Genomic DNA, 12,878 nt, shown 5'->3' with positions numbered 1-12,878 from the left:
GAATGGATATCATAAAACGAGCAGTTAAAGCATTCAGGCTCATACAAATCATTTGACCAGCTTATTATTAATCAGGATAAGAGCCAGACAATCAACACTTACTCGCAGGGTCCAGGCGCAGGCAACACCTATCACCCCCCACAAATTAATAAAATAATAGAGTATGGCGAGGTAAGGTAGCAATTCACAGAGGTGAATCATTGCGGTGACTTTAGAAAAACCAGCCCCCTGAATACTGGCAAATGGAATCTGTGCAACCGAACCCAATACAAAACCAACAAGCAGGATCTTAAATACCTCAGCAGGTAACCCCGCATAAGCCGGACCCAGCCACGTCGTTATAATGAATTCGGAGAAAATGATCCCCACAACCGCAACCGGAACAATGGTCAATAACATCAGACTATAAGCCAGGTTACGCTGTTTTTTCTTCTCATCAAGTCCGTACCGCCCGCTCAGTTTAGGGAAGACGGCTCTCGCCAGTGCGCCAGGTAAGATGGTGAGTCGCTGAACACCTTCAGCGGGTGCCGTGTAGAAGGCCACATGAGATGCCCCCATAACGTGCGAAACGATAAAACGGTCGAAGTAGGACATCAACGGGCTGATGATATTACTGACCGTAATCCAGCCACCGTATCGCATCAGACGTGCCATCGTAGCTGTCTCGATGGTAAACCGCCCAGAAACAATATGTTCTCGGCAGCGATAAAAAGTGATGAGTAATGAAAGCACTCGCGCTGCGAGAAGACCTAGCACAGCCCATGTCAGAGAAGAATGGATCATCGCCGCCAGCGCTGGCAGGCCGGCAATCAGTGAACTGTTAACAGACTTGATCAGATTAGATTTCTTAAATTCTTCCCTACCCTCTAAAATCGACAGCCATGCCTGATTAAGAAGAAAAAAAGGAAGAGAAAGCGATACAAGCGAGATTGCCTGCAAAGTTTCCGCGTAGTATCCGCTTTTTACATTCAGCACATTAACGATAGCCGGACCGGAGAAGTAAATAATTGCCCCCCCGGTTATCCCTAATACCGTGAGAATTAGCGACGAATTGGCAACAATTTTACCGCATTCAATATTATCATCTCTAAATAGCGAGATTTCGCGGACTATTGCCCGCGTTAATCCTGCATCAAAGATGCTGGCATAACCGATGATAGCCAGCGCAAGCGAAAATAAACCAAATCGTTCAGGCCCGAGGTCACGAGCCAGAAAGCCTAATGCGGGAATGGCTACCAGAGTGGGTACCGCATAGCCGCTAAGATTCCAAATAGTATTTTTGATTAAACTCACGGTAAATACGGCCTCACACCATTTCCAGTGACATTCCCTGCCTGTCTTTTTCAGACAGTGTCAGCTCACCGGCATCTGGCCAGGTAATATTTAACGTTTTGTCATCCCACATCAAACAGCGTTCGCTTGGTGGATGATAGAACTGCGTGGTTTTATATAAAAATTCAGCCGAGTCGCTCAACGTAACAAAGCCATGGGCGAACCCTTCAGGTATCCATAACTGGCGTTTATTTTCTGCCGAAAGCGTTACGCCAACCCACTGACCAAAGGTAGATGAGCCGTGGCGAATATCTACTGCCACATCGAACACCTCACCTGCAGTACAGCGTACCAGTTTGCCCTGGGCGTGTGGCCCAAGTTGGTAATGCAAACCACGAAGCACACCTTTGGTAGACTTTGAATGATTATCCTGCACAAAACTGACACTGTGGCCAACTGCGTTTTCAAAGCTACTTTGATTAAAGCTTTCAAAGAAAAAACCGCGCTCATCGCCAAAAACTTTAGGTTCAAAAATCAATACGTCCGGGATCGCCGTGTGAATTACCTTCATGTCAGAACTGACCTTTAATCATTTTTAATAAATATTTGCCGTAATCATTTTTCGCGAGCGGCTCCGCCAGCTTTTTCACCTGCGCCGCATCGATAAAGCCCTTACGGTAGGCAATCTCTTCCGGGCAGGAAACCTTCAGCCCCTGGCGGTCTTCAATGGTTTTAATAAAATTACTGGCTTCAATCAGGCTGTGGTGCGTACCGGTATCCAGCCACGCATAGCCCCGGCCCATCATCGCCACTTTCAGCGCGCCGCGCTCCATGTACAAACGGTTAATGTCGGTGATTTCCAGCTCGCCGCGCGGCGACGGCTTCAGGCTTTTGGCCATCTCAACAACGCTGTTATCGTAGAAATAAAGACCGGTTACCGCGTAGTTGCTTTTCGGCTCCAGCGGTTTTTCTTCCAGCGAAACGGCAATGCCCTGTTTATCGAACTCAACGACGCCGTAGCGCTCCGGATCGTTGACGTGATAGGCAAATACCGTTGCTCCGGAAGGCTGACTGACGGCTTCTTCCAGTTCTTTCGGCAAATCGTGGCCGTAGAAAATATTATCGCCAAGCACCAGCGCGCAGTTATCTTCACCGATAAACTCTTCACCGATGATAAAGGCCTGCGCCAGCCCGTCCGGACTGTCCTGCACTTTATACTGCAGATTCAATCCCCACTGACTCCCGTCGCCCAGCAGCTGCTCAAAGCGCGGCGTATCCTGTGGGGTACTGATAATCAGAATATCGCGTATCCCCGCCAGCATCAGCGTGCTGATAGGGTAGTAGATCATCGGTTTATCGTAGATTGGCAGCAGCTGTTTACTTACCGCCATAGTGACCGGATAGAGGCGGGTTCCGGAACCGCCAGCGAGAATAATGCCTTTACGCTTCATAGTTTTCTCTTTTTTTAATTCTATCGCAGAGATTTAACGCGGGATCTGCGAATCGTTGAGTTCCTGCAGCATCCGCCGCACGCCGACCTGCCACTCAGGCAGCGAAAGTCCAAATGTCGTGCAGAACTTATCGGTCGCCAGTCGGGAATTCAGCGGGCGGCGTGCTGGGGTCGGATAACTGCTTGTCGGCACCGCATGCAGATTTTTTAACGCAAGCTCGACACCATTTTTTCTAGCTTCGGCAAAAACGAATTTGGCATAGTCGAACCAGCTTGTCGTGCCGGATGCCACCAGATGATATAGCCCTGCCGCATCAGGTCTGTGCTGAACCGCGCGAATAGCGTGTGCGGTACAGTCCGCAATTAAATCAGCTCCCGTTGGTGCACCAAACTGATCGTTAATCACCGACAGCTCTTCACGCTCGGCAGCAAGACGCAGCATGGTTTTGGTAAAGTTATTTCCCCGGCTGGCATATACCCAACTGGTGCGGAAAATCAGGTGATTTTCACAGAAACGTTGGATTGCCCGCTCACCCGCCAGCTTGCTGGCACCGTAAACGTTTTGCGGACCTGTGGCATCACTCTCCTGCCACGGGCGATCGCCCTCCCCCGGGAAGACATAATCGGTGGAGTAATGTACCAGCAGCGCGCCCAGCTGATGGGCTTCCTTTGCCAGGACCTCAACGGTTGCGGCATTGACCTGATGCGCCTGCTCAGCTTCCGACTCGGCTTTGTCTACCGCTGTCCAGGCAGCAGCATTGACAATCGCATCGGGGCGCAGCTGACGAACGGTATTGGCGAGATCCTGCGGACGCGTGAAATCACCGCAATAGTCAGTTGAATCAGAGGCCAACGCGGTCAGTTGTCCAAGTGGAGCAAGCGCACGCTGTAGTTCCCAGCCCACCTGACCGTTTTTTCCCAACAGTAGAATTTTCACGGCAGACGCTCGCTGTAGTTTTGCGTAATCCACGTCTGATAAGCACCGCTTTTCACGTTGCTGACCCAGCTGGAGTTATCCAGATACCACTGTACAGTTTTACGAATGCCGCTTTCAAAGGTTTCCAGCGGCTGCCAACCCAACTCACGGCCGATCTTTCCGGCATCGATCGCATAGCGGCGATCGTGGCCCGGACGGTCAGCGACATAGCTGATTTGCTGGCGATAGCTCTGCCCTTTCGGCACCATCTCGTCCAGCAGATCGCAAATCGTTTCCACCACCTGCAAATTCTGTTTCTCGTTGTGGCCGCCGATATTATACGTTTCGCCCACTGTTCCATTGGTCACCACGGTGTACAGCGCCCGGGCGTGGTCTTCGACATACAGCCAGTCGCGGATCTGATCGCCTTTGCCGTAAATGGGCAAGTTTTTGCCTTCCAGCGCGTTAAGAATAACCAGCGGGATTAACTTTTCCGGGAAGTGATAAGGCCCATAATTGTTGGAGCAGTTGGTCACCACCGTTGGCAGACCGTAGGTACGCAGCCAGGCGCGAACCAGATGGTCGCTGGAGGCTTTAGAAGCCGAATAGGGGCTACTGGGCGCGTAGGAGGTGGTTTCGGTGAACAGCGGCAGGTTATTTTGCCCATCGCTAACTTCATCGGGGTGGGGAAGATCGCCATACACTTCATCGGTCGAAATATGATGGAAACGGAAAGCCTTCTTGCGCGAGGCATCCAGCTCGCTCCAGTACTGACGCGCCGCTTCCAGTAAGACGTAGGTTCCGACGATATTGGTCTCAATAAAATCAGCGGGTCCGCTGATCGAGCGATCGACGTGGCTCTCAGCCGCCAGATGCATAACCGCATCAGGCTGATGGCGAGCAAAGATAGCGGCCATCGCGCTTTTATCGCAGATATCTGCCTGTTCAAAGGCATAACGGGGATCTGAACTCACCGTTGCAACAGATTCAAGGTTACCTGCGTAGGTGAGTTTATCAACATTGACGACGCTGTCCGCGGTTTCACTGATGATATGGCGTACGACGGCAGAGCCGATAAATCCGGCTCCGCCGGTCACTAAAATTTTCACACGGTCTCTCTCTTATAATAATGCCTGGCAAATCGCGCCGGGACAGATAGGGCCCCGGCGCCTGCACTTTCCAGTTAGCCTATTTTACGGCCAGGAAGCGCCCAAAAGTCACTTTGAGTCTTTCCAACGATTTCATGGCATACAGTAGTGAAATAAAGCTGCCGACAAACAGGGCGAGCTGCCAGTTATCAGGCACGCGGCAGCCTTCAAGGATAATGCCGATCATGCCACTGAATACCTGCGCAGAAGTCATGATCACCAACGTCCAGCGCCCACTAAGACCCGCACGCATCAGGATATGGTGCATGTGCTCGCGGTCGGGGCGGAACGGGCTACTGCCACGGCGAATACGCGCAATCATCACACGCATCATGTCCATAAGCGGCACCGCAATCAGCCATAGCGCGGTTACCGGGCTCATAAGCGCATCCTGCCCCTGAGAGGCGACAATCAGCAGCCAGATCACCGTAAAACCAATGAGCATGCTGCCCGCATCACCCATAAAGACCTTGAACTTTCTGCCCCATGGAATACCAAGGTTAAGCAAAATGTAAGGCAGGCAGGCCGCCATCAGGCACATGCACCACATGGCCATATCATCATTGCCGCCCATGATAAACACGATACCCAGCGAGCCAAAGGTGACGCAGGAGAGTGCGCCTAACAATCCGTCAATGCCGTCAACCATGTTGAAAGCGTTAATGGCTGCAATAACCGCGAACAGGGTAATCACATAACCAAAGGTTCCCAAAATCAGCTGGTAACCAAACAGGATATTACCCAGTGAGGATAAATAGAGCCCGTTGTACATCATAATGCCCGCTACCGCCGCCTGCAGACCCATACGCGGCATCACCGGCAGGTCAAACCTGTCATCAAGCACCCCCACCAGCAGCAACAGCGTGGCGCAAATCATATAAATATCGAAATCAGGCAGCCACGCAGGCTGCAGCGCATAAAGAATCCACAAGGAAAAGTAGACAGAAACGCCGCCGACCAAAGGGATATGCCCGCTATGGTGCTTACGCGCGTTTGGCTTGTCCACCAGCCCTACTTTGCGAGCTATTTTCCTCGCAATAAACAACAGCGCTAAAGCCCCCAGAAAGATGAGAACGATCTCTTGCATATGTGCACCAATGCTCACTTAGCTTTTTGCATTTCGCTCAATGAAACCACGCTACCGCCCCTGGCACAGCAATCCAGTCCACTAAACGCGATTTCCCCTACTCAAGCATAGTCAGACTATCCTGCCTGGCTAAATTTTTTCTTCAGATAACTCCTGGAAACAAAATCTCATCAAGGATTACCAAAAGAATCACTAATTCTCCCGCCTCGGCATGAGGCATACAAGTTTAATTTGAAAATTTTTATGAAGAGTAGGGATAATTGCTTTATGTGCGCAATTAAACAGCAGGCGAGCTGTTTTTTTTGGCCTGCTAACGTTAAAAATTCGTTATTGGGAATTTTCCCATATAATTCAGGATATATGAGCAATTCGCAAAATTTTTCATTTTACAGCGAGCAAAAAAAAAGCTCCCACTGAGGGAGCTTTCGATGTAGTAACAAGTGAAATTGATTACTAACGATAACCATTTGGGTTATTTGACTGCCAGTTCCACGTATCGCGCATCATCTCATCAATGCCGCGTGAAACCCGCCAGTCGAGTTCGCTATCAGCCAGAGACGCATCAGCCCAGAAAGCGGCCAGGTCGCCATCACGACGCGGAGAAACCTGATAGGGTACCGGCCGACCGGAAGCTTTCTCGAAAGCCTTAACCATTTCCAGTACCGAATATCCCTTACCCGCGCCCAGATTATAAGCTTTATAACCGCTAATCGCAGGCAGATGGTCCAGCGCTTTAAGATGCCCCTCCGCCAGATCCATCACGTGAATATAATCACGCACGCCGGTACCGTCTTTCGTTGGATAATCATCACCAAAGATGCCCAATTTTTCCAGGCGACCGATTGCCACTTGTGCAATATAGGGCAGCAGGTTATTAGGGATTCCGTTAGGATCTTCACCAATCAACCCGGATTCATGCGCACCGACCGGATTGAAATAGCGCAGAGCAATCGTTTTGAACTCGGGGTTGGCTTTGGCATAGTCGCGCAGGATCTGCTCAACCATCAGTTTAGATGTGCCATAAGGACTGGTGGTGCCGCCAATCGGGGTTGTTTCCACATAGGGAACCGGCGCATCGGCACCGTAAACGGTGGCCGAAGAACTGAAGATAAACTGGTTAACGCCCGCACTGCGCATCTCTTCCAGCAGCACCAGCGTGCCGGTAACGTTATTCTGATAATACTCCAGCGGCTTACTCGTAGATTCCCCTACTGCTTTCAGCCCGGCAAAGTGGATCACCGCGCTGATATTGTGGCTGGCGAAAATATCCCGCAGGCAGGCACGATCGAGAATATCGCCTTCGCGGAAGGTGGCGGTTTTACCCGTCAGCTTTTCAACACGATTCACCGATTCTTTCGAGGCGTTGCTCAAATTATCCAACACCACCACATCATCACCGCGGGTCAGCAGCGACAGTACAGTATGGGAACCGATATAGCCTGCTCCACCCGTTACTAAAATAGCCATTCAGACTCCTTCACGCAGCGGGCAGACCCGCGGCACCCTCAGATTGTTATTTTGCCAGAATTTTTTTCACTGCATCGCGGAAATCACGTCCCTGGGCGTTATTACGCAGCCCCCAGGTCACGAAAGCCTGCATGTAACCCAGCTTGCGTCCGCAGTCGAAGCTTTGCCCCGTCAGCAGATGCGCATCAACCGGACGTTTTTTACTCAAATTAGCGATCGCGTCGGTTAACTGATAACGTCCCCACGCGCCAGGTTCCAGATTTTCCAGTTCGGACCAGATATCGGCAGAAAGCACATAGCGACCAACGGCAGAGAGGTCAGAATCCAGCGCCTGCGGCTGCTCTGGTTTTTCAACATAATCGACAATCTGACTAACGCGGCCAGGAATGGTCAGCGGATCTTTGGTGGTGATCACCGAGTATTCAGAAAGGTCGGCATCCGGCATGCGGTTAACCAGCACCTGACTACGGCCGGTTTCTTCAAAACGGGCCACCATCGCGGCCAGGTTATAACGCAGCGGGTCCGCGGAAGCATCATCCAGCAGCACATCCGGCAGCAGCACAACAAAGGCTTCATCGTGGAGCATTGGACGTGCACACAGCAGGGAGTTCGCCAGTCCCAGAGGCTGCGGCTGACGCACGTTCATAATGGTTACGCCCGGTGGACATATGGACTGAACTTCGCTGAGCAGCTGGCGCTTAACGCGAGCCTCAAGCAGCGCTTCCAGTTCGTAAGAGGTATCAAAATGGTTTTCTACTGCATTTTTAGAAGCGTGGGTGACCAGTACAATTTCCTTAATGCCCGCTGCCACGCACTCGTCGACGATATACTGAATCATCGGCTTATCAACGATCGGCAACATCTCTTTAGGAATCGCTTTTGTAGCAGGGAGCATATGCATACCGAGACCCGCGACCGGGATAACTGCTTTAAGCTTGGTCATAATTTTTCCATATAAATGAGGTAATAAGCGTTCGCTGATTATGCATTATCGGTGCGATCCTTAAGTATAATCTTAATCTGAAAATTGTTCAGCGGTCAGTGCCAATTAAAACTCAAGGAACCAGCGAAATCGCTCTTTAATATGCAGTTAGTACGGCTCAATAATATGCTACGCCACCGGCAATAAAACCAGCTTAAACGGGATAATTTTAGGCTTTATGGTCAATAAATAGTTCATTCCGCATAAGTCAATAAATGATAATAAGCGGCAATGCTTTCAGCAGGGGGTTATCAGTTGAAATCACGGGGATTCACACTCATCATTAACGCAACAACTTTTGGTTAACAGGTAAAAACAATGTTCGAATGGATCGCCGACCCGTCAATCTGGGCCGGACTGGTCACCCTGGTGGTGCTGGAATTAGTGCTGGGCATTGATAACCTGGTGTTTATCGCCATCCTGGCGGAGAAACTTCCCCCTGCTCTGCGCGACCGCGCTCGCGTTACCGGCTTGCTGCTGGCGCTGTTGATGCGCCTGATGCTGCTGGCCTCTATCTCCTGGCTCTCTTCCCTCACGACTCCGCTGTTTACGATTGCCGGGCATGCTTTTAGTGCGCGCGATGCGATTATGCTGACGGGGGGTGTCTTCCTGCTGTTTAAAGCCACCGTTGAGCTGAATGAACGGCTGGAAGGTAAAGATGAAGAGCAAAATCCGCAAAAACGCGGAGCGCGATTCTGGCCGGTAGTGGCACAAATCGTGGTACTGGATGCGGTATTTTCCCTCGATTCGGTGATCACCGCCGTGGGTATGGTGGACCACCTGGCGGTGATGATGGCTGCGGTGATCATCTCGATCATGCTAATGCTGCTGGCCAGTAAACCGCTGACCCGTTTCGTGAACGGCCACCCGACGATTATTATTCTCTGTCTGAGCTTCCTGCTGATGATCGGTTTCAGCCTGGTCGCCGACGGTTTTGGCTATCACATTCCTAAAGGCTACCTCTACGCCGCCATCGGATTCTCGGTGATGATCGAGGCGCTGAATCAGCTTTCCCAGTTCAACCGCCGTCGGTTCCTGTCAGCTAAAGCCCCGCTGCGCAAGCGTACCGCTGAAGCGGTTTTACGTCTGCTGCGCGGCAGCCATGAACCGGCTGAACTTGACGCGGAAACCGCCTCTCTGGTGGCCAGTAACGCCGCGCCAAAAGCGATTTTTAATAAGCAGGAGCGGATGATGATTGCGCGGGTGCTGGCAATGGGCCAACGCAGCGTCAGCAGCATCATGACCTCGCGCCATGATATCCAGCACATTGACCTTGCCGAATCGCCGGAAGAGATTATGTCCCGCCTGGACAATAATCAGCACACGCGCCTGATCATTACTGAAAATAGCGAAGAGCCGCTTGGCGTGGTTCATGTGATTGAACTGCTGAAACAGGCGCTACACGGCAACAGCCTCGATCTGCGGGCCTTAATCCGTCAGCCGCTGGTGTTCCCTGAACAGCTACCGCTGCTGCCCGCACTGGAGCAGTTCCGCAATGCACGCACCCACTTTGCCTTCGTGGTGGATGAGTTTGGTTCGGTGGAAGGTGTGGTCACGTTGAGTGACGTGATGGAAACGATTGCCGGTAATCTGCCAAACGAGGGTGAACGGCTGGACCCTCGTTACGATATTCAGCAAAACGCCGACGCCAGCTGGACGGTTAACGGACATATGCCGCTGGACGATTTGACGATGTACCTGCCGCTGCCGCTGGATGAAAAGCGTGAATACAATACGCTCGCGGGACTACTGATGGAACATTTACAGCACGTCCCTCAGCAAGGAGAAGTGGTACAGATCGGCGATTATCTGATCCGCACCCTGCAGGTAGAAAACCATCGGGTACAAAAAGTGCAGATCGTACCGCCACCGGCGGAAGAGGAATAGAAGTAAAGCATATTGCGCAGGCTCTGTATTTTTCGCCAGCCTGCGCAGGATAACGCCACGTTACTTCCCGCCTGGCGTTGTAAGAAAACGCGGTGAAATGGCACAACGCGCGGCAGATGACATAAAACGTGACGGTATGAGATTAAGAGCTGCTACCGGCTTACATATCCTTCAGCAGCTTTTTCACATCGTTACGCTTTTCATTGTCCGGGTTGCGCCCCATCCACTCTTTCAAGCGCTGTTTCGCTTCATCACGCAACTGCTGGCGCAGCACCTGATCGACTTTCAGGCTGTAGTTAATCGTCGACCACGGGCCGTAAATCCGCAGCGGCACCGGTGTTTGCTGCAAACGCCTGACCAGCGTGTCATCGCCCCGCCAGCCGCGCATCACCGTTACGCCAAAGTTAATATCCAGCTCCCTTTTTGCCAGATCGACATTACCGCTGCCGGTATAGTTCAGAATGGTCGACTGCGCATTCAGCTCAGGGAAGGTAACCAGGCCGTTATTCAGCGTGGCGTGGCCGCTAATCTGCTGCAGGATCGGCTGGTCATTACGCTCGCCGCGCACTTTGTCGCTGTTCCCTTCCACAGCACGCTGAATCAGCTGCTGGAAGTTAAGCCCGGCAAACTGGGCGTTATCCAGCTTGAGATCCGCACTGCCCTGCCACTGATGATTAAATTCAGCCACGGTTAAGCCATTGCCGCTGAAATCACCGTCCAGCGACAGCTCACCGCTAATGGTATCCGGCAGGTTAAATGCTTTTAACAGGGGACCGATACCAACGCGCTGAAATGAAGGCTTAAGTGCGACACGGGTCTGTGAGCTACGGACGTCAATACTTCCCGGCAGGGAGAACGTACCGCCGTCAGCCTGGCCCTGCAGCCTGACCAGACTGAGCAAGCCCTGCTGATTCGTCGCCTCCAGATCCACCGCATCCATATCGATGCCGCGCCAGCGAAGTTTAGCCATTTTCAAACCGATTTTACCGTCGATGGCATTCAACGGTGAGTCCGCATTGTTGACAGGCGCTGATTCAGCGATCACCGGTGCACGCCCGGTACGCTGACTCTGCTGCGCCACATCGGCGTTAGTGGTTTCTGGAATACCCAACAGCGAATCCATATTCAGCGATGCCGAACTAAGATCCGCCACAACCTGCGGCCGGTTACCGAGACTGCCGGTTATTTTCCCGCTCAGTTGACTGTCATTGGCACTGAGCTGAATGTCGCTAAGGCTGAAGCGCTGATTAGCATTATCCCAACTGGCTGCCATAGCCGCCTGGCCTTTAATCCCGGTTTGCGGCAGATCGGCACCCTGCAGCTGATAGTCGAGCTGTTTAATGGCGGCGTTTATCTGGCGGGGATAGTGGGTGATATCAAGTTCGCTGCTGAACTGAAGGCGCAGATCGCGCTGATCGCGGCTAATTCGACTGCTGAACTCAAGATTAACCAATCGCGGCTGGGTCTGATCGAGCCGAAGATTAAAATCGCGAACGTTAAGCTGCTCGCCGTTATCCTGCTGCCAGACCAGCAAACTATCGACAATCCGCAGGTGAGAAATATCGAACCGCCAGCCGCGTGTCACATCTTCGATCACCGACGGCGGCGAACTGCCTTCAGGACCGATGGGGGCGTCGGCAGGCCGCTGGCGCTCACTTTCCGGGATCAGCCGCACAACGGCATTTTTAAGCATGACCTGTTTAACGGAAAGCTGGTGGGAGAGAAGAGGCAGAAGATTGACATCCAGACGCATGTTTTCCGCGCTGACCACGGGCTGAGAAGCCCCCTGAGCGGTCAGCGTGACCGGCCCGGAAAGAATACTCAGCTGCGGCCAGACGTGCCAGCGCAACTCGCCTTTCAACGCAAGCTGATAGCCGCTGCGCTGCTCAACCTGCTGGGCCATATAGGCGCGAAAATCATTGGGATTGACCAGCAGAACGAGTGCGGTCATTCCGGCCACCATCACCACCAGTAGAATGGCCAGTGTGGTTATCAATCTTTTCATGCCTTTGCCACCTTTAGTCTTTGTCGATTCGACTGGCAACCGCGCCCTGCTGACCTTTATATTTCGCATCCTGGCGGCTGTTGTACGGGCGTGCTGCCGGGCCCGATAGCGGTTCAAAGCTCAGTGCGCCGATCAGCATACCGGGGCGAAGAGCCAGCGGAAGTTTACCGGAATTGTAGAACTCCAGCACAATACGCCCCTGCCAGCCGGGATCGATACGATGCGCGGTCACATGTACCATCAAGCCCAGTCTGGCGAGCGATGAACGCCCGTCAAGCCAGCCGACCAGATCGTCAGGCAGCGTCACCGACTCAAAGGTTACCGCCAGCGCCAGCTCCCCCGGATGCAGAAAGAACGCTTCGCCTTCCGGCAGAACGATTTCGTCGCTCATCACTCGATCCAGCGCAGCGCTGACTTCATGCTTTGGTCCGCTCAAATCAATAAACGGAGCCGTGTGGCCGCGAAACGTGCGGAACTGGTTGCCAAGGCGAACGTCAACCGTGGCACCACTGATGCGTTCCACCGGCGGGCGCGGGGTAATGCCCAGTTTGCCATTATCGAGCCAGGCTTCAATATCGCGGTCACATAATCTCATAACGGGAACTCCAACCTATTCAGAAATGCTTAAAAGCGGCGACGAGAACAACGGGAAAGCGCACCGTTC

The 12,878-nt window shown here is 52.4% G+C and carries 11 protein-coding genes; 1 reads left to right on the top strand and 10 read right to left on the bottom strand.

Annotated elements, in window-relative coordinates; genetic code table 11:
- Window positions 1-48: 48 nt before the first annotated feature.
- From OMR58_RS06795 to galF, 8 genes are all read right to left on the bottom strand, one after another.
- Window positions 49-1,293: a flippase gene (locus OMR58_RS06795; protein WP_200561030.1), complete on the bottom strand. Its 1,245-nt coding sequence runs from the start codon at window positions 1,291-1,293 to the stop codon at window positions 49-51.
- A gap of 13 nt (window positions 1,294-1,306) precedes the next feature.
- Window positions 1,307-1,843, bottom strand: a complete 537-nt coding sequence (gene rfbC, locus OMR58_RS06790; protein WP_200561028.1) for a dTDP-4-dehydrorhamnose 3,5-epimerase — start codon at window positions 1,841-1,843, stop codon at window positions 1,307-1,309.
- A 1-nt stretch (window position 1,844) separates the two neighbouring features.
- On the bottom strand, window positions 1,845-2,723 hold the full coding sequence (rfbA, locus tag OMR58_RS06785; RefSeq protein ID WP_200561026.1) for a glucose-1-phosphate thymidylyltransferase RfbA: 879 nt from the start codon (window positions 2,721-2,723) through the stop codon (window positions 1,845-1,847).
- A gap of 33 nt (window positions 2,724-2,756) precedes the next feature.
- Window positions 2,757-3,659, bottom strand: coding sequence for a dTDP-4-dehydrorhamnose reductase (gene rfbD, locus OMR58_RS06780; RefSeq protein ID WP_264545526.1), 903 nt, complete (start codon window positions 3,657-3,659; stop codon window positions 2,757-2,759).
- Window positions 3,656-4,747: a dTDP-glucose 4,6-dehydratase gene (gene rfbB, locus OMR58_RS06775; protein ID WP_200561022.1), complete on the bottom strand. Its 1,092-nt coding sequence runs from the start codon at window positions 4,745-4,747 to the stop codon at window positions 3,656-3,658. The genes rfbD and rfbB overlap by 4 nt, the downstream gene beginning before the upstream one ends.
- Before the next feature lie 79 nt (window positions 4,748-4,826).
- Window positions 4,827-5,873 carry a UDP-N-acetylglucosamine--undecaprenyl-phosphate N-acetylglucosaminephosphotransferase gene (gene wecA / locus OMR58_RS06770; RefSeq protein WP_264545525.1) on the bottom strand — a complete coding sequence of 349 codons (1,047 nt, stop codon included), beginning with the start codon at window positions 5,871-5,873 and terminating at the stop codon, window positions 4,827-4,829.
- A 453-nt stretch (window positions 5,874-6,326) separates the two neighbouring features.
- Window positions 6,327-7,340: a UDP-glucose 4-epimerase GalE gene (gene galE, locus OMR58_RS06765; RefSeq protein WP_264545524.1), complete on the bottom strand. Its 1,014-nt coding sequence runs from the start codon at window positions 7,338-7,340 to the stop codon at window positions 6,327-6,329.
- Between the two features lie 46 nt (window positions 7,341-7,386).
- Entirely contained in the window at window positions 7,387-8,283 is an 897-nt protein-coding gene (gene galF / locus OMR58_RS06760; RefSeq protein WP_105591408.1) for a UTP--glucose-1-phosphate uridylyltransferase GalF, read from the bottom strand.
- A gap of 357 nt (window positions 8,284-8,640) precedes the next feature.
- Between galF and OMR58_RS06755 the strand changes: the two genes are divergently transcribed.
- On the top strand, window positions 8,641-10,209 hold the full coding sequence (locus OMR58_RS06755; protein ID WP_264545523.1) for a TerC family protein: 1,569 nt from the start codon (window positions 8,641-8,643) through the stop codon (window positions 10,207-10,209).
- 160 nt (window positions 10,210-10,369) lie between these two features.
- On the opposite strand, the gene asmA is transcribed toward OMR58_RS06755, so the two are convergent.
- Together asmA and dcd are read right to left on the bottom strand one after the other, a co-directional pair.
- On the bottom strand, window positions 10,370-12,214 hold the full coding sequence (gene asmA, locus OMR58_RS06750; RefSeq protein ID WP_264545522.1) for an outer membrane assembly protein AsmA: 1,845 nt from the start codon (window positions 12,212-12,214) through the stop codon (window positions 10,370-10,372).
- Between the two features lie 13 nt (window positions 12,215-12,227).
- Window positions 12,228-12,809, bottom strand: coding sequence for a dCTP deaminase (gene dcd / locus OMR58_RS06745; protein ID WP_200545991.1), 582 nt, complete (start codon window positions 12,807-12,809; stop codon window positions 12,228-12,230).
- Window positions 12,810-12,878 lie beyond the last annotated feature (69 nt).

The organism is Erwinia sp. INIA01, from assembly GCF_025947915.1.
Taxonomy (GTDB): domain Bacteria; phylum Pseudomonadota; class Gammaproteobacteria; order Enterobacterales; family Enterobacteriaceae; genus Erwinia; species Erwinia coffeiphila.
Note: the sequence above shows the minus strand (reverse complement) of the source record. Positions and strands in the feature narration are given on the sequence as shown.